This window comes from Metabacillus sp. GQ13, assembly GCF_059758525.1.
The window spans coordinates 342,839-360,495 of the sequence record NZ_JCAXET010000001.1; the positions used below are offsets into that span (position 1 = coordinate 342,839).

At 35.6% G+C, this 17,657-nt stretch carries 15 protein-coding genes; all 15 read right to left on the reverse strand.

The features are described 5' to 3' along the window. Window positions 1–78: 78 nt before the first annotated feature. Window positions 79–1,032, reverse strand: a complete 954-nt coding sequence (locus AC6CHR_RS01710) for an ABC transporter permease (RefSeq protein WP_498246856.1) — start codon at window positions 1,030–1,032, stop codon at window positions 79–81. Window positions 1,033–1,038: 6 nt separating this feature from the next. Next, on the reverse strand, window positions 1,039–2,088 hold the full coding sequence (locus AC6CHR_RS01715) for an ABC transporter permease (protein ID WP_498246716.1): 1,050 nt from the start codon (window positions 2,086–2,088) through the stop codon (window positions 1,039–1,041). Continuing rightward, on the reverse strand, window positions 2,085–3,614 hold the full coding sequence (locus AC6CHR_RS01720; protein WP_498246718.1) for an ABC transporter ATP-binding protein: 1,530 nt from the start codon (window positions 3,612–3,614) through the stop codon (window positions 2,085–2,087). The genes AC6CHR_RS01715 and AC6CHR_RS01720 overlap by 4 nt, the downstream gene beginning before the upstream one ends. A 186-nt stretch (window positions 3,615–3,800) precedes the next feature. Continuing rightward, window positions 3,801–4,877 carry a BMP family lipoprotein gene (locus AC6CHR_RS01725; RefSeq protein ID WP_498246719.1) on the reverse strand — a complete coding sequence of 359 codons (1,077 nt, stop codon included), beginning with the start codon at window positions 4,875–4,877 and terminating at the stop codon, window positions 3,801–3,803. A gap of 1 nt (window position 4,878) precedes the next feature. Then, window positions 4,879–5,028, reverse strand: a complete 150-nt coding sequence (locus AC6CHR_RS01730; protein ID WP_498246720.1) for a hypothetical protein — start codon at window positions 5,026–5,028, stop codon at window positions 4,879–4,881. 243 nt (window positions 5,029–5,271) lie between these two features. Beyond that, window positions 5,272–5,997, reverse strand: a complete 726-nt coding sequence (locus tag AC6CHR_RS01735) for a GntR family transcriptional regulator (protein ID WP_498246721.1) — start codon at window positions 5,995–5,997, stop codon at window positions 5,272–5,274. A gap of 422 nt (window positions 5,998–6,419) precedes the next feature. Beyond that, complete coding sequence (locus tag AC6CHR_RS01740; RefSeq protein ID WP_498246723.1) at window positions 6,420–8,792, reverse strand: DNA translocase FtsK; 2,373 nt, start codon at window positions 8,790–8,792, stop codon at window positions 6,420–6,422. A gap of 274 nt (window positions 8,793–9,066) precedes the next feature. Next, entirely contained in the window at window positions 9,067–9,315 is a 249-nt protein-coding gene (locus AC6CHR_RS01745) for a YlzJ-like family protein (RefSeq protein ID WP_498246724.1), read from the reverse strand. Further along, window positions 9,312–10,058, reverse strand: a complete 747-nt coding sequence (locus tag AC6CHR_RS01750) for a ClpP family protease (RefSeq protein ID WP_498246726.1) — start codon at window positions 10,056–10,058, stop codon at window positions 9,312–9,314. Before AC6CHR_RS01750 ends, AC6CHR_RS01745 begins: the two co-directional genes overlap by 4 nt. A 262-nt stretch (window positions 10,059–10,320) precedes the next feature. Continuing rightward, a complete protein-coding gene (locus AC6CHR_RS01755) occupies window positions 10,321–11,973 on the reverse strand; it encodes a ribonuclease J (protein WP_498246727.1) in 1,653 nt (550 codons plus the stop codon). A gap of 364 nt (window positions 11,974–12,337) precedes the next feature. Continuing rightward, complete coding sequence (gene dapA / locus AC6CHR_RS01760) at window positions 12,338–13,210, reverse strand: 4-hydroxy-tetrahydrodipicolinate synthase (RefSeq protein ID WP_498246728.1); 873 nt, start codon at window positions 13,208–13,210, stop codon at window positions 12,338–12,340. A gap of 100 nt (window positions 13,211–13,310) precedes the next feature. Beyond that, the gene (gene dapG, locus AC6CHR_RS01765; RefSeq protein WP_498246729.1) at window positions 13,311–14,528 is read right to left on the reverse strand and encodes an aspartate kinase; all 1,218 of its coding nucleotides are present in this window, start codon (window positions 14,526–14,528) and stop codon (window positions 13,311–13,313) included. Window positions 14,529–14,597: 69 nt separating this feature from the next. Beyond that, window positions 14,598–15,641, reverse strand: a complete 1,044-nt coding sequence (gene asd / locus AC6CHR_RS01770) for an aspartate-semialdehyde dehydrogenase (RefSeq protein WP_498246730.1) — start codon at window positions 15,639–15,641, stop codon at window positions 14,598–14,600. 262 nt (window positions 15,642–15,903) lie between these two features. Then, entirely contained in the window at window positions 15,904–16,506 is a 603-nt protein-coding gene (locus tag AC6CHR_RS01775; RefSeq protein ID WP_498246732.1) for a dipicolinate synthase subunit B, read from the reverse strand. Further along, window positions 16,503–17,405 carry a dipicolinic acid synthetase subunit A gene (gene dpaA / locus AC6CHR_RS01780; RefSeq protein ID WP_498246733.1) on the reverse strand — a complete coding sequence of 301 codons (903 nt, stop codon included), beginning with the start codon at window positions 17,403–17,405 and terminating at the stop codon, window positions 16,503–16,505. Before dpaA ends, AC6CHR_RS01775 begins: the two co-directional genes overlap by 4 nt. Between the last annotated feature and the right edge of the window lie 252 nt (window positions 17,406–17,657).

Sequence of the window (17,657 nt, forward strand, 5' to 3'; positions counted from 1 at the left end):
AGATGAAGTGCTAAATTCATAGTATTTTATCAAAAGGAAAAACTCCCCTAACAAATGTTAAAGGAGTTAATATTACATTTATCGCTTACCTTTTTCATAAGGAGTACCATTAGCTTTCGGTGCTTCTGCACGTCCAATAAATCCAGCTAAAGCAAGAATTGTTAGTACATAAGGAAGGATCAACAAGTATACTGTTGGAATATCCTTAAAAAACGGAATTGTTCCCCCAATTATACTTAAACCTTGGGCAAGTCCAAAAAACAATGCAGCCCCCATTGCACCTAAAGGATGCCATTTACCGAAAATAACAGCAGCTAAAGCCATAAAACCTTGTCCACTTATAGTAGCATGACCGAAATCTCTTGAAATAATTTGTGCATATACTGAACCACCAATACCCGCAAATGCTCCACTTAGCATAACGGCTATATACCTCATTCTTGTTACATTTATCCCCATTGTATCTGCAGCCATCGGATGCTCACCTACAGAACGGAGACGCAAACCAAAAGGTGTTTTGTATAGAACATACCAAACTACCACTGCAGCAAGTATCGCAAGGTATGATGTAATATAACCACCAGAGAAAAGAATGTCGCCAATTATTGGTATATCACTTAATAATGGTACATCCATTTTATTGAAGCTCATGGTGATTCTATCTGTTTGACCTTTATCATAAATATTTTTCACTAAAAACAACGTTAACCCTAAGGCTAAAAAGTTTATAGCAACACCACTAACTACTTGATCTGCTCTAAAGGTAATTGAAGCAACAGCATGTAACAAGGAAAAAATCGCCCCTGCAATCATAGCTGCTAAAATTGAGAGCCACGGTGTAGCACTACCAAATATATCAACAAACGTTAAATTAAAAACGATGCCAACAAATGCACCAACTATCATTAAACCTTCAAGACCAATGTTTACAACACCTGATCGTTCACTTAAAACACCACCGATGGCAGTGAAAATAAGTGGAGCGGCAACAAATAAAGCTGTTGGAATAATAATTTCTAATGCTTGCAATATGCTCACTTATTTCCCCTCCTTTTTAAACCGTAGTAAAATCCAACGAATAAAATAGCTTGATGCTACAAAGAAGATGATAAGTGCTATGACAATTTCAACAAGCTCATAAGGTACGCCAGCAGGCTCTGATGGCATATTTAGCGCCCCCACCTTTAAACCACCAAATAATGCTGCTGCTAAAACAATCCCTATTGCCGTATTTCCTCCAATAAGTGCTACAGCAATTCCATCAAAACCTATACCTGTAAAGCCACTTTTAACTGATGCATATTCAAATGTACCTAATCCTTCCATTGCTCCAGCTACACCAGCAAATGCACCTGAAATCACCATTGATAAAATGATATTTCTGTTAACATTCATACCAGAATAGTGTGATGCATCATGGTTAAACCCTACAGCACGGAGTTCAAAACCTTTCGTTGTTTTTTCAAGTAAAAACCACATTATGAATGCTGCGATTAAGGCAATGAAGATTCCATAATGCATACGAGAAAAATCAGTTATTCTTTCAAAGAACTCTGAACGTAATGAAGCCGATGGGAACACTTTGTCCGTTTTATCAGCGTTATCAGTAATAACACCTCTTATTAATGCATTTGTAACATGTAGTGCAACATAGTTCATCATAATCGTAACAATTACTTCGTGTACTTTAAATCTTGCTTTTAAAAACCCTGGAACAAAACCCCAAAGCGCACCAGCTATAGCCGCTGCTATTATTGATAGTGGAAGATGAATGACTGCGGGTAAATCAAATGCAACCCCAACCCAAACTGCTGCAAGCCATCCTACGATAACTTGTCCTTCAACACCAATATTAAAAAGTCCAGTACGGAAAGCAAATGCTACAGCCAAACCAGTTAAGATGTATGGTGTTAATTGTCTTACTGTTTCGCCGATATAATATGTTTCGCCGAAAATCCCATCCCACAAAGCACTATAGCCTAAGATTGGGTTATACCCGCTGACTAACATAATAATTGCACCACATACTAACCCTAAAACAATTGCAATAATTGGAACTAGTAAGTTCATAAAACGATTTAAATTCATGACTGCTCACCTACTTTCTGACGCTTGCTACCAGCCATTAGTAGCCCTAACTCCTGTTCAGTCGTCACTTTAGGATCAACAATATCAACTATTTCCCCTTCATAAATAACAGCAATACGATCACTAACATTGATAATTTCATCTAATTCAAAAGAGATCAGAAGTACGGCTTTTCCATTATCTCGTTGCTCAATTAGACGATTATGAATAAATTCTATAGCCCCAACATCTAATCCACGTGTTGGCTGAGCAGCAATTAATAAATCTGGATTGCGATCAACCTCGCGACCAATTATAGCCTTTTGTTGATTTCCCCCAGACAGTGCTCTAGCAAGAGTAGTTGTACTAGGTGTTCTCACATCAAATTCCTTAATTAATTGCTTGGCTTTAGCATAAATGGTCTTATAATTTAATATTCCACTCTTTGCAAAAGGACGTTGATAGTATGTTTGTAAAACCATGTTCTCACCAATAGGGAAATCAAGAACAAGTCCATGTTTGTGACGATCTTGTGGAATATGCCCAACACCTGACTGGGTAATTTTTCTAGGATGCATATTTGAGATGTTTTTATTATTTAGAATAATGCTTCCAGAATTAATCCTTCTTAATCCTGTAATCGCTTCAATTAATTCGGTTTGACCATTCCCATCTACACCTGCAATTCCTACAATTTCACCTGCTCGAACTGATAAGCTTAAAGAATTAACCATTGTCACTTGGCGATTATCTTTCACAACTAAATTCTCAATCGTTAAAACGTCTTCTTTTGGAGTTGCAGGTATTTTTTCAGTGGTAAACGAGATTTCACGACCTACCATTAATGAAGCTAGCTCATTAACATTTGTATCAGCTATATTTACTGTTCCAATACCTTCCCCTTTACGAATAACTGTAACTCGATCACAAACCTCCATAATTTCTTTAAGTTTATGAGTAATTAAGATGATCGATTTGCCCTCATTTATTAATGTTTTTAGTATTTGGATTAACTCTTTAATTTCCTGAGGAGTCAGTACTGCTGTAGGTTCGTCAAAAATCAGAATTTCTGCTCCGCGATACAATGTTTTTAATATTTCTACACGTTGTTGCATACCAACTGATATATCGGAAATTTTCGCTGATGGGTCAACAGCAAGTCCATATTTCTCAGAAATTTCCTTTACTTGCTTTTCAGCTTCTTTTAAATTAATGGAAGTACCTTTTTTCGGTTCGTTCCCTAAAATAATATTTTCTGTTACTGTAAATGTATCAACAAGCATAAAATGTTGATGAACCATTCCAATTCCAAGGTCATTTGCAATATTAGGATTCGTAATATCAACTTTCTGTCCCTTGACTCTTATTTCTCCCTTCTCAGGTTGGTAGAGTCCAAAAAGTACATTCATTAAAGTTGACTTACCTGCACCATTTTCACCTAATAGAGCATGAATCTCTCCCTTTTTAACTTGTAGTGTTATGTTATCATTTGCTACTATGCCAGGAAATTCTTTACGAATATTTAGCATTTCAATTACATATTCCAAACTTCTCACTCCTTTTCCCTGAACAACATTGAAGTTTAAAGGTTTTTTATTGAGCAATTGCCTTTAAGCTAGCTGGTATAAAAATCACCAAATGCAAAAATTCTAGAAAACTAGAAGATTTGCATTTATTGATTTTCAGGAATAAAAGGGCTGACTATAAATAGATCAGCCCTTTTTAGTTCAAGCTTATTTTGTTGGTACTTCAATGTCACCATTAACAATTTTTTCTTGGTATTCTTTCACTTTTGCTTTTATATCATCTGTTAAATGTTCATCATGTGGAGCAGGAGCAATACCTATTGCTTCTTCCTCAATACCGTATTCGATAACTTCTCCACCAGGGAATTCACCCTTAGCTCCTTTTTCAGCAAGGTCTTTAACAGCAACATCTACACGTTTAACCATAGAAGTAAGTGTAACATTAAACTCTTCTCCATCTTTGGTTTTACCTTGTCCTTCTTCATATTGGTCTTTGTCGACACCAATAACATAAATTTCACGTTTAGGATCAGCAACTTTTAAATCAATTGCTTCAGAGAATACACCGTTACCAGTACCACCTGCTGCATGATAAATAATATCTGCACCGCCACCGTACATACTAGATGCTATTGCTTTACCCTTATCAGCTGCATCGAATGCTCCCGCATACTGAATATCAACTTTTGCTTCTGGATTTACTGCCTTTACTCCTTCAACAAATCCAACTTCAAATTTTTTGATTAAATCTGACTCCATTCCACCTACGAATCCAACATTATTTGTTTTCGTTGTTAAACCTGCAACTACACCAACAAGGTATGAACCTTGATGCTCCTTGAACATAATGCTCGCAACGTTAGGCTGTTCAACAATACTATCAACAATCGCAAAGTTTGTGTCCGCTTTTTGCTGGGCAATTTCATCTACGGCGCCTTGTAATTGGTAACCAATACCAAAAATTAAGTCATAATCTTTTCGAGCAAGGTTATTTAAGTTTGTTGCATAGTCTGCATCACTTGTTGATTGTAGATAAGCGAAGTCTTTATCTTTTTCAAGATTATTTTCTTCACCATATTGTTTAATTCCTTCCCAAGCTGATTGGTTAAATGATTTATCATCGACTCCACCAACATCGGTTACCATTGAGACTGTATAGTTATCTTTTGATTTACTGCCGCCTTCACCACCAGACTCTTCCTCTTTATCTGCACCGCCACATCCTGCTAGGAGTGTTCCAGCTGCAAGTACTAATGATAGTGCTAATCCATATTTCTTTTTCATTTTATAGCCCCCAATATAATATTTTTAAGTATAACTTTCCATCACTTAATTTAACTAAAAAACCTATTCCGAGGACAATCACCTCCTTAACTAAGGCTGTTTTCTCAAGCGTTGTTGTTAATTGCTTTTCCCATTTATTAATAGATTTCATACAGAAAAAGTCACAGTCAATTTTTCAGAAATAAAATCTTAATTAAAGGTCTAATTTATATTCTTTCAAAAATGATAAATGACAATTAAGATATTTTGTAATCAATTGTAAAGTAATCTTACTAAGTTTATATGCTTGTAAAGGCTCAGTTATTTACTGTACGTGTTTCCTTTATCTCATACTTTATGCTTTAGTCTAGTTCATTCGTAGCTTTCGGACGCTTGCGCTTTTCTTAGCATGCTCCTATAATCTTTTTCTTACGACATGAAAACTAAAATGATCTGCTCTAAAATAATTCATTGAGTATAAAACAGGGCGGTCTTGATCATCAAAGTGCATTTGTTTTAGCAATAATAACGAGGTTTCAGGATCACATTCAAGGATAGGAGAAATTTTTTCGTGATAGCCGATTGGATCAATATGCGTAACGGCATAACTAATATAGATATTAGCCTTTTCCTCCAAAAGCTTAAAAAGGGATTCCTGTTCATGATCAAATGTATCCGGTAGAATATTTGTCGGTATTTTATCTAAACAATAAACAACAGGTTCACCATTTGATGTACGGACTCGTTCTAATAAGAAGATGTCCTCTGCTTCCTGACATTTAAATCGCTTTATTTCATCCTCAGTTGCATCTGTTATTGAAGATGAAAGGAAAATTGTCCCAGGTGTCAAGCTTGCATTTTCTATCATCGCAGTGACACTATTTAATTGTTCAATCCCTGAAGTAAAACGAGGTTTCGAATTAACGAAAGTTCCAACACCATGTCTTCTTATGATAACGTTTTCTTCCTCTAAAATACGTAGCGCTTCTCTTAATGTTGCTCTACTTACCCCTAATCCTTTTGAAAGTTCAAATTCAGAAGGTAGTTTTTCTTTTTCTTTATAGATACCCTTTTCAATGTCTTCCTTGATTTTATCAATAACTTGTAAATACAAATGACGATTGTCAGATTTTATAGTCAATAAGTCCGCCTCCCCTTTATCCTCTTTGTTCAAGAGATCAGACATCTGATGTTATACACCTATCTCTAATCGAAAATACTATATCATGTTTTTTATTAGAAATAAATAGAATAAAGTGAATTTTGTCGAAATTGGTAGAAAACTTCGTCATCTTCTCATCTAGTTTTTTATCCTTTTTTTAGTCCTAAATGACTAATTATGTACATCTACTATTATAATAACCTTACGAGGCTTTCATTGTCGATATATCAATTTATTATGAAAATTTAAATAATTATTCATCACGTAATTAATTTGCTTAGGATCCTTTATTCCTTGAAAAAGATATAACAAAAAAGCTAAACAGGCTAAGAATTGTACCTATAGCCTGTTTAGCTTTTTTGTATTTATTATTTTATATACCGTATCAAACACTTTGTTAGCTAGGATGTTAATTCCTCATGCTTCTCTTTTGACAGAAGAACCTCACGAGGTTTGCTGCCCTCATAAGGGCCTACTACACCTCTTTCTTCCATAGCATCTATCAATCTAGCTGCTCTCGTATATCCAATGCGGAAACGGCGTTGTAACATAGAAACAGAAGCAGTTTGCATATCTACAATAAGCTTTATAGCTTCTTCATACAAATCGTCTTGAACATCATTCTTGGTTGGTTCTTCAACAACATCAGAAGGAATCATTTCTGCTTGATACTGCGCCTTTTGTTGTGCAATAACAAAATCCACAGTTTGTTCAACCTCATCATCTGATAAGAATGCCCCTTGGACTCGAACTGGTTTAGAGGCACCTACTGGCAAGAAGAGCATGTCCCCTCTACCAAGTAGTTTTTCGGCCCCCCCCATATCAAGGATTGTTCTGGAGTCAGTTTGTGATGACACACTAAAAGCGATTCTTGAAGGAATATTTGCCTTAATAACCCCAGTAATGACGTCAACCGATGGACGTTGTGTAGCAATAATTAAATGAATTCCTGCTGCACGTGCCATCTGAGACAGTCTAGTAATAGAATCCTCTACATCAGATGATGCTACCATCATCAAATCAGCAAGTTCATCCACAATAACAACGATATAAGGTATTTCTGGCTGTTTTGCTTCTTCTTCGCGATTATTTCTTCTTATAATCTCATTGTAACCCTCAATGTTTCTGGTACCAGTATGTGAGAAAAGCTCATACCGACGTTCCATTTCATTGACAACCTTCTTTAATGCTTGGGAAGCCTTTTTAGGATTCGTAACTACAGGAGCTAATAGATGGGGTACCCCATTATATACGTTCAACTCAACCATTTTCGGATCGATCATCATTAGTTTTACTTCATGTGGTTTTGCCCGCATTAAGATACTGGTGATTATGCCATTAATACATACACTTTTACCACTACCTGTTGAACCTGCTACTAATAAATGTGGCATCTTATTTAGTTCAGCTAAGACTGCATCACCAGATATATCTCTACCTAATCCGATTAATAATTTCGCATCAGGTCGGTCGTTCGCTTTGGAATCTAAAACTTCTCTAAGAGAAACCATTGCTACCTCTGAATTTGGAACCTCAATACCAACAGCAGATTTTCCAGGTATCGGTGCCTCAATTCGAATATCCTTAGCAGCTAGAGCTAAAGCCAAATCATCGCTTAAATTAACAATTTTACTAACCTTAACTCCCACATCTGGGTAAACTTCATATTTTGTTACTGCTGGCCCTAAATGGACTTGTGTAACCTTTGCTTTCACACCAAAGCTTTGAAAGGTCTTTTCTAGCTTCCGCGCGTTTTCATAAATATTCTTTTTATCCGCCTGTTGAGAATTATGTTTAGGTGCCTTAAGTAAATCGATTGGTGGTAGTTTATAATCTTTATTCTCAACCTCAACAAACGCAATAGGCGAAATATCTACCTTCTCATTCGTATCATCTTTAGTCGTTGACTCTTCTGTTCTTTGTTTTGATATTTGCTCAGCATTTGTATCAAGTTGTTCAGAATCAAGTGTATGAATAATCATTTCTTGCTTCTCAGGCTCTTCTCGATCTGAAAAGCTAGAGATGATCGGCTGTATATCTTCTTCGTCACTGACATCATCTATATTCTTCTCTGCCTCAGCTTCTTCTCTATCTTTCTTTTTTTGCTTTTGTTCTTCTCGCTTCTTTTTCATGGCAGAGGGGATATTTTTCATATCTTCTTTAAACCCAATAGCTTGATTTTTTAGAAATCCTCCTATTGGCACGAATATTTTTGCTAATGTAGCCTGAAGTGATCTGCCTGTAATTAAAATAATCCCGATTACTATCAAAACAATGGCAATGATTCTTGATCCGGCTTCTGCAAATAGATAATATGAAGCAGCATAAAAGAGTGCACCTAGTATACCACCTCCCAAATCTACTGTAGGTGATTCTCCTCTTACCTCCATCCAAAATAACTCGATTGTATTTGAAAGGACACTAGGACTAGCAAATGTTCCATTATGAGAGAGCATTTTGAACAATGTTACATGACTAAGTAACAATAGTGAAGCCACTACACAATAGATTCCAATCATTTGTCTATTAAATAGCGTAGGAATTTGTCTTTTCCAGATTAAATAGAAAGAAAAAAGTATAATTCCGATAAGAAACAACATATACCACTCTCCACTAAAAAAGCGGAATAAATGAACAAACGTCGTTCCTACAAATCCTAGTTTTGAAATCGCAATAAGGGATATTGCTAAAATAACGATACCTGCTAACTCAAACTTCAATGTTTTTTTCCAATCGTCCTTTGATTTTCTTTGTTTTCTTTTACGTTTCACCATAATTATCACCTATGTATGTTTAATATCTTATTTTTAACCAAATCTCTTAACACTTAATTACTTAATTATATTGCCGGGAGCAACAAACGAATAGAAAAAGGCTTTAATTCAAGCTGTTTTCGTAAAGATTGTGTTTTCCGTACAGAGTAATAAAGCTCACGATAAAAGTATATTGTCGTGCTCTTTTCATTAAATTACCCTTATATAGTAACAAAATTTTAGAAAAGAACCTTTATAAATGAAGAAAGCAGCCGTACTGGCTGCTTTTTCAGTGCTATCCTATTATACCATAATTACCCTCTGAGGTAGAAATGGACATCGTAATTTTTTGACCAGGACAATATTGACTTTCTAGAAAATGTTGTGGGTCACTACTTAGGACACGAAGGATTTCAAACTGTGACTTTTCTGTTTCTTGTACAAGAAGTTGGACACCGTTATGATTAACAACTGATTGCTTTTGATACTCCTCTTCTTGAGTTGGAAACATTAACTCATCAGGCATTATTGTATAAAAGATCATTGGAGCACCTGCTTGTCTGTAGAAGTTTCAAGGATACTATTGAGTTTTTGTATCGCCTGGCCTACACCACCAACTTCATCTATTAATCCATATTCAACTGCATCCTTACCTACAACATTTGTCCCAATATCACGTGTTAAATTCCCTTTTGAAAACATTAGCTCTTTGAATTTTTCTTCAGTAATATTTGAATTTTTTGTCACAAAATTAATCACTCGATCCTGCATTTTATCCATATATTCAAATGTTTGTGGTACCCCAATAACTAAACCAGTTAATCGCACAGGGTGAATAGTCATTGTTGCTGATTCAACAATAAAAGAATGATCGCAGGAAACAGCAATTGGAACTCCAATTGAATGGCCGCCACCTAAAACAATTGATACGGTTGGCTTTGAAATTGTGGAAAGCATTTCCGCAATAGCTAACCCTGCTTCTACGTCACCACCTACTGTATTCAAAATAACCAATAACCCTTCGATTTTTGGATTTTGTTCTATAGCTACAATCTGTGGAATAACATGTTCATATTTTGTTGTTTTATTTTGTGGGGGAAGCTGAATATGACCTTCAATTTGCCCCACAATCGTTAAACAATGGATTTTTGAATCCTGCGCCATTTGTGGAACATTCGTTTGACCTAATTGTTGAATTTTCTCAACAATGGAGGTTTCTTTTCCATCCTGCTTTTCTGATCCTTCATTTTCATGGTCCCCTTGTATGTAATGATCAGTGTTTGTCATGTTTATCATCCTCTCTAAGTTCATTCTCTTTATAGTATTAACAACCATGATTTTTTCATGCGATTTAAACTGAGAGAGATAAAAACATAACCCAAGGCTCCATAATCAAGCTCTGAAACAAATAAGAACCCCTGGTTTAGAGAGGCTCTAATCTAAAGAATTGTTAAAAAAGCAGACTTGCTTAACAAATAAAAAAGCATTAATCAAAAAATCAATCAATGCTTTTTGTTTACTAAATAAATTCAATCATTAGATATATATTTTAAATTTCCATGATAATAGGTAAAATCATCGGTCGTCTTCTCGTTTTCTCATAAAGAAACTGATTCAGTGACTCTCTAATACTTAATTTTAAAGCAGACCATTCTATCGTCTTTTCTTGCAAGTTTTTCTGTACAATAGTCGATACAATTTCTGTTGCTTTCCCAATTAATTCCTCAGATTCACGGACATATACAAAACCTCTAGTAATGATCTCCGGTCCAGAAATAATTTTCTTTTTATATTTATCAAGTGTGACAACAATAATTAATATACCATCTTGTGATAACAATCGGCGATCACGAAGTACGATATTTCCAATGTCACCAATCCCTAACCCATCGATTAATACATTACCTGATGGTACTTTACCACTTGTATATACAGTATCACCTTTAAACTCTACAACCTCGCCTTTATCTACAAGGAAAATATTCTCCTTGTCAATTCCTACTTCCAAGGCAAGTTTACTATGAGCCTTTTGCATTTTATATTCACCATGTACTGGAATAAAGTACTTTGGTTTTGTTAAATTTAGCATCATTTTTAATTCTTCTTGGTGACCATGTCCTGAAACATGGATTTGTTTTTGTCCAAAAATGACATTTGCACCAGCTCTAAATAGTAAGTCAATTGTCTTTGAGAATACAAGTTCATGACCTGGTATTGGGGTAGATGCAACAAGAATTGTATCACCTTGTACTACGTTCACTTGTTTATGTGTTTGTTTAGCCATTCTAGTTAAAACAGAGAGTGGGTCTCCTTGGTTGCTAGTTGTTAAAATAACTGTTTCCTTAAGAGAATAATTATTAAGATCATTGACTGAAATAAGTAATTCTTTTTCAACGTCAATATATCCTAGGTTTATTGCCAAATTAAGTATTTCCCTCATGTTTTTCCCAACAACTGCCAGCTTTCGGTTACTTTTCACTGCTGCGTTAATAACTTGTTGGATTCGAACTAGATTTGATGCAAATACAGCTACGATTACTCTTCCTTCTGCATTGTACATAACGTCAGCTATTTCTTCACCAACTACTGCTTCTGAACCAGAATAACCCGGTTTTTCAGCGTTAATACTATCCGAAAGTAAACATAAAATACCGTCTTCACCGATCTTAGCAATTTTCCCAATATCCATTTGATTATCACTAAGGTCAAATTTAAAATCACCTGTATGAACAATTGAACCGATAGACGTTTTAAAGCTTATTCCAACAGCGTCTGGTATACTATGATTTGTTCTAAAAAATGATACAATTGTATTTTCAAAAGGTAATTCAGTCTCGGTATTTATCTCTTTTACTAACACAGTATGTTTCATACGAGTTTCTTTAAGTTTTTCACCCACTAAAGCCAACGTAAGCTTTGTCCCATATAAAGGTACACTTATATTGCTTAGGAGGTAAAAAATTCCACCAATACTCTCATCATGGCCATGTGTAAGAAAAATTCCTTTAACACGGTCTTTATTCTCTTTTAAGTAAGTAATATCCGGAATAACCATATCAATTCCTAGCATCTCACCCTCAGGATACATTAATCCTGCATCCACGATAAAAATATCAGAATTAATCTCAACTACGAACATATTTTTACCGACTTCACCTACGCCACCTAAGGCAATTAATTTTATATTCTCTGTCTTTTCCATTATATATTAAATCCTCCCCATTGATTTACCCGATCACTGTCACTTAGAATCATTATAACTGATGAAAGAAATGGAATACAAGGAAATTTTCGCCGTATAATTTTTCATTCCAAATAATCAGCGATCGGCTTTATCTGTAAAGATAAGCTATGTAATCAAAAACAGCCTCAGAATGAAGCCAAATTATATTTGCTACTTCTTTTATTTCAGCTATTTATTATTAAGATTCTGCCCTTTGTATAATTGTAAAAGAGCAATGACGCCCTAAGAAAAAGGGCTTGATACATTGTATCAAGCCCTTTAAAGAATCACGTTTTATGAGATTTTAAGGAGTACTGATAATGACCATATAGTGGAAATCCTATTATAAAGAATTAATTACTTCCATTAACTCATTTCTCTCAGATCCTGTTAATGGAATCAAAGGTAATCGAACAGATCCTACATCTAATCCTCTAACCTGTAAAGCTGTTTTAACAGGTACCGGATTCGGTGCTGTGAAAAGTTGCTTCATTATTGGTAATAAGGCACGATGCTGCTTTGCTGCCGAAAGAAAGTCGCCGCTTAAAAATGATGAAATCATTGCTTGCATCTCTGCTCCGATAATATGTGAGGCCACCGAAACTACTCCTGCGCCACCGATTGATAATACAGGCAGTGTTAAACTATCATCACCCGAGTATAAGACGAAGTCATCATTCGTTTTTGAAATAATTTCTGCCATCGCATCTAGGTTTCCACTTGCCTCTTTAACAGCAACTATATTACTTAGCGCTGATAACCTTACAATGGTATCAACAGACATATTAACAACACTTCTACCCGGAATATTATAAAGCATGATTGGAAGCTTAGTCGACTCCGCAATAGCCTTAAAGTGTTGATATAGTCCTTCTTGACTTGGTTTATTATAGTAAGGAACAACAAGCATAATTGCATTAACACCTGCTTCTTCTGCTTGCTTAGTAAGTTTAATTGAACCAGCAGTGTTATTACTACCAGTTCCAGCAATTACAGGTATTCTACCATTTACCTCTTTAACAGTATGTTTAATTAGCGCAATCTTTTCCTCGTTACTTAGCGTTGGAGATTCGCCTGTCGTACCTGCTACAACCAAAGAATCAGTTCCATGATTAATAAGATAGTCAATTAAAGTTGATGTTTTTTGAAAATCAATATTTCCGTTTTTGTCAAACGGTGTAACCATAGCTGTTGAAAGTTTTCCAAAATGACTCATTCTCTCTCACTCCTTTTGTTGCCTATCTACTTTAAGATAGTATAAAGTTTTGTATTAGCTAAGTGATGCTAAGTGACTGACCTTTTAGCCAATACATTTCTTATTTTGATAGATCGAAGGCTTCGTGTAAAGCATTAACCGACTTTATCATATCTTCTTCTTTCACTAATACCCAAATTGTTGTATGACTATCTGCAGATTGAAGGATTTTTATCCCTTTTTCAGAAAGAGCTGTCACTATTTTTGATGTTACACCAGGGACACCCATAATACCTGCACCTACAGTAGATACTTTTGCACAATGTCTATTAATAATTGGATCATAACCAAGTTTCTCTAAAATGACTTTTGCACGATCAGTGACGTTATCAGTTACTGTATAAATAACACCATTTGGCGTTATATTAAAAAAATCTACACTTATACCTGCCTTAGCCATCGCTTTAAATACTTCGGTTTGTACGTTGTATTGACCTTCTTTTGCTTTGACTTTAATTTGTGTCACATTTGAAACATGGGCAATTCCAGTTATTAGCCTTTCACTTACATCACTGCCCCTTTTTGAACTGTGATTAGCTGAAACTAATGTCCCAGCTGACTCTGAATATGTTGATCTTACTCTAATTGGCACTTCTGATTGCATAGCAATTTCAATAGCCCGAGGGTGGACTACTTTAGCCCCCTGATAAGCCAGATTAACTATTTCAGTGTAGGTTACTTTATCCAATGATTTAGCATTTTCAACAATACGTGGATCTGCAGTCATAACACCTTCTACATCAGTAAAGATATCTATATACTCTGCTTCTAGAGCAGCACCAATTGCAGCAGCAGATGTATCGCTTCCACCTCTACCGATTGTTGTCATATCCCCAGTAACTGTTGATGAACCTTGGAAACCAGCAACTACTACTACATCGTGTGAAGCTAGGTCTTTGAGCAAGCGTTCACAGTCCATTTCCAGTATTTTCGCATTGGTATGTTCATCACTAGTTTTAAAACCTGCCTGAGCCCCATTTAAGGAAGTAGCCTTTAGATTATTTTCATTTAACATACTTGAAAATACAATTGAGGAGATCATTTCACCGCAACTCAGGAGCATATCTTGCTCCCTTGTAGTGATTTGGTCTATGCCGCCATATAATAAACTAAGTAATGTATCTGTAGCATAAGGATCACCATTTCTACCCATAGCAGAAACGACAACAACTACTTTATACCCCTGATTTGATGCATCTTTAATATGTTTTAACGCCAGTTTCCGACCATGATCATCTTTAACAGATGTTCCTCCGAATTTTTGAACAATAATTTTCATTTTAACACCTCTACTATAGACGTGAGAGAAGAGAGCTGGTCTTGGGCCTGCTCTCTTCTAAAATTAAGCTTAAACTAAATTTAATTTCACAAGACTCTCAGCAATTTGAACTGAATTCCATGCTGCACCCTTTAATAGGTTATCAGAAACAATCCACATATGGAAGCCTTTATCACAGTCTAAATCTTTTCTAATTCTACCGACAAATACATCGTTTTTGCCTACACTATATGCCGGCATTGGATAAACTTGCGTTGATGGGTCATCCTGAAGAGTTACACCTTCAGAATTCTTTAATAATTCTTTCATCTTTTCAGATGATATATTTTGCTGATCAATTTCAACGTAAACCGATTCAGAATGTCCTGTCTCAACAGGCAAGCGCACACAAGTTGCGGCTACATGTAATTTAGGCATGTTCATTATTTTTTTCGTTTCATTAATCATTTTCATTTCCTCAAAAGTAAAACCATTGTCTTCGAATTTATCAATTTGAGGAATGGCATTAAATGCAATTTGATAGTGTTTTTCATCACCCTTGACAGGTAAAATTTCTGGTGTAAATTCCTTACCTTCTAGGATAGCTTTAGATTGCTCCTTTAGTTCATTTATTGCAGCAACACCAGCACCAGAAACGGCTTGGTAGGTTGAAACGACTACTTTATTTAAGCCATATACTTGACGTATTGGTTCTAAGGCTACAACCATTTGGATTGTAGAACAGTTTGGATTTGCAATAATTCCCTTGTGATTCTTTAATTCTTCTTCATTCACTTCAGGTACGACTAGTGGTACATTTTCGTCCATACGGTATGCACTCGTATTATCTACAACAATGGCTCCGCGTTTAACAGCCTCCGGAGCTAATTGCTTAGATACGTTACCACCAGCACTAAATAATGCAATTTGAACTCCTTCAAAACTATCTGGAGTTGCTGTTTGAACAGTATATTCTTCGTTTCTAAACGTGATTTTAGTACCTGCTGATCGTTCAGACGAAAGCAAAATTAGTTTTGAAATTGGGAAATTACGTTTTTCTAGGGTTTCAAGCATCTGCTGCCCTACCGCTCCTGTTGCTCCGACTACTGCTACATGATAACCTTTTGCTTCCATTAACACTAGCTCCTTCCAGCTATTTACAAGAAATTTAATTAAATAGCTTCAAATCTTTTACGTATTATTCTATCACATTAATTGTCGAATGGTTTGAAATTTTTTTATTGTTTTATTGTATTTTTAACTTATTTCCATTTTTGCATTCATTATTGTCTCTCATAAATTGACCTAAGGCAAGCTATTATTCTTTTACTTGCCTTTCTAACCCTACATGACTGGAGCAAGTATAGACTTAAATTTTAAATCATAAGATCAAAAACTAATTTTCTATATCTCGATATTTTTCAATAACTACTGGTTGAAATTGTTTACCCTCTAAAGCCGCTAACACAGTTTCAAGTAATGAGTCCATTCTCGCAACCATCGAATTAGGCTTTTTTTCAGGGGCATCTTGACCAAATGGTATAAAGTAAATATCTTTCGTTGCCATTAATCGCATAAGATTTACTCCATTTAATCCAAGAGCATCATTTGTTGATATCCCCAAAACAACAGGTCGATGAGTTCTTAATGTTGCCTTAGCTGCCATTAAAACAGGAGAATCGGTCAATGCATTGGCAAATTTACTCATTGAGTTACCTGTTAGTGGTGCGATAATCATGCAATCAAGAGGGAGTTTTGGTCCAAGCGGTTCTGCTGCAACAATAGAATCGATTACAGTGTTACCTGTAAGTTTCTCGATTTTTTCTACCCATTCTCCTGCAGCGCCAAACCTAGTTGTTGTATTTTTAACAGTATGTGATACTACAGGAATGATATCCGCACCTTCATCTAATAAAGATTTAATCTGTGGGTATACCGCTTCATATGTGCAATGAGAACCAGTAATTCCAAAACCTAATCGCTTTCCAGTTAACCTCATGATGTAGTCCCCTTTCCTTCTATTAATAACTCAGTCAATAGTTGTGAGAGGATATTAGCAATAATTTGGCCAGCTGATTTTGGGGCAACAATGCCAGGTAACCCTGGAGCCAACAACGCATTAATTCCTCGTTTTTCTGCATAACGAAAGTCTGTTCCGCCTGGTTTAGAAGCTAAATCTACAATTAAAGTGTGTGTAGGCATATTAGAAATAACTTTGGCAGTAACAATCAAATGTGGAATTGTATTAATACAAACATCAATGTTTTTTACTTCTTCTTTTAAATCATTCAAACAAAATGGGGTGAGACCCATTTCGGTAATTCTTGCGAGGTGGGCAGTATCGTTCGCACCTACCTTTACATTTGCTCCTAGGGCTGAAAATGCTCTAGCGACACTCATTCCAACTCTTCCTAAACCTAATACAGCTACGTTTGAACCATGGATGGTAATATCAGTGTGTTGAATAACCATCATAATCGTTCCTTCAACAGTTGGAATAGAATTATATATTGCGACATCATCCCGCTCAAAAAATTGGATTAACTTCCGATTAGTTGATTGAACAATCTTATCTAAGTAAGAATTTGTTATTCCTGAATAAATGACACAATGGTCTGGAGTTATTGCTAGTAAATCTTCAGTCAATTGAACTTCTTCATTTGAAAATACCGTATCAATAAATCCCTCATGATTGGTTCCAGGGATTGGTAAAATAACTGCATCTATTTCATCGAATTTTACTTCATCAATCTTTACTTTGATTGCACCAGTAAAGCCATGATCTAGTTGGTCAAAACCAATGAGAAATAGCTTTGCATCCAGTTCAGTTAATTTACGGATAACTTCGAGCTGTCTTGCATCACCGCCGATAACAGCTACGTTTAATCCTGTTAACATCTCGATCGTTCACCTTCTTTTCGGCATGTTATCTGATTTCATTTCATGAATTTGTAGGATAACTTACTCCAACATACTATGTAGGGAATGGTGGATAGGTGATTAACAAGGAGAGATTTGGTATAAGCGCATAGATAGTTTTATAAGAAAGGTGCAAGAGCCTGTTTAGCGAGGTATAAATTGGAACACTTCGTAATCTGATAAAGTCAACATGAATAGCTCAAGCGATCCGATGTTGACTTATCTTAAGGA

Coding starts and splice junctions, on each gene's coding strand:
- AC6CHR_RS01725 (WP_498246719.1), bottom strand. CDS start 4,877: ATGAAAAAGAAATATGGATTAGCACTATCATTAGTACTTGCAGCTGGA.
- AC6CHR_RS01755 (WP_498246727.1), bottom strand. CDS start 11,973: ATGGAAAAGACAGAGAATATAAAATTAATTGCCTTAGGTGGCGTAGGT.
- AC6CHR_RS01730 (WP_498246720.1), bottom strand. CDS start 5,028: ATGAAATCTATTAATAAATGGGAAAAGCAATTAACAACAACGCTTGAG.
- AC6CHR_RS01750 (WP_498246726.1), bottom strand. CDS start 10,058: ATGACAAACACTGATCATTACATACAAGGGGACCATGAAAATGAAGGA.
- AC6CHR_RS01745 (WP_498246724.1), bottom strand. CDS start 9,315: ATGATCTTTTATACAATAATGCCTGATGAGTTAATGTTTCCAACTCAA.
- dapG (WP_498246729.1), bottom strand. CDS start 14,528: ATGAAAATTATTGTTCAAAAATTCGGAGGAACATCTGTTAAAGATGAT.
- AC6CHR_RS01740 (WP_498246723.1), bottom strand. CDS start 8,792: ATGGTGAAACGTAAAAGAAAACAAAGAAAATCAAAGGACGATTGGAAA.
- dpaA (WP_498246733.1), bottom strand. CDS start 17,405: ATGTTAACAGGATTAAACGTAGCTGTTATCGGCGGTGATGCAAGACAG.
- dapA (WP_498246728.1), bottom strand. CDS start 13,210: ATGAGTCATTTTGGAAAACTTTCAACAGCTATGGTTACACCGTTTGAC.
- AC6CHR_RS01775 (WP_498246732.1), bottom strand. CDS start 16,506: ATGAGGTTAACTGGAAAGCGATTAGGTTTTGGAATTACTGGTTCTCAT.
- asd (WP_498246730.1), bottom strand. CDS start 15,641: ATGGAAGCAAAAGGTTATCATGTAGCAGTAGTCGGAGCAACAGGAGCG.
- AC6CHR_RS01715 (WP_498246716.1), bottom strand. CDS start 2,088: ATGAATTTAAATCGTTTTATGAACTTACTAGTTCCAATTATTGCAATT.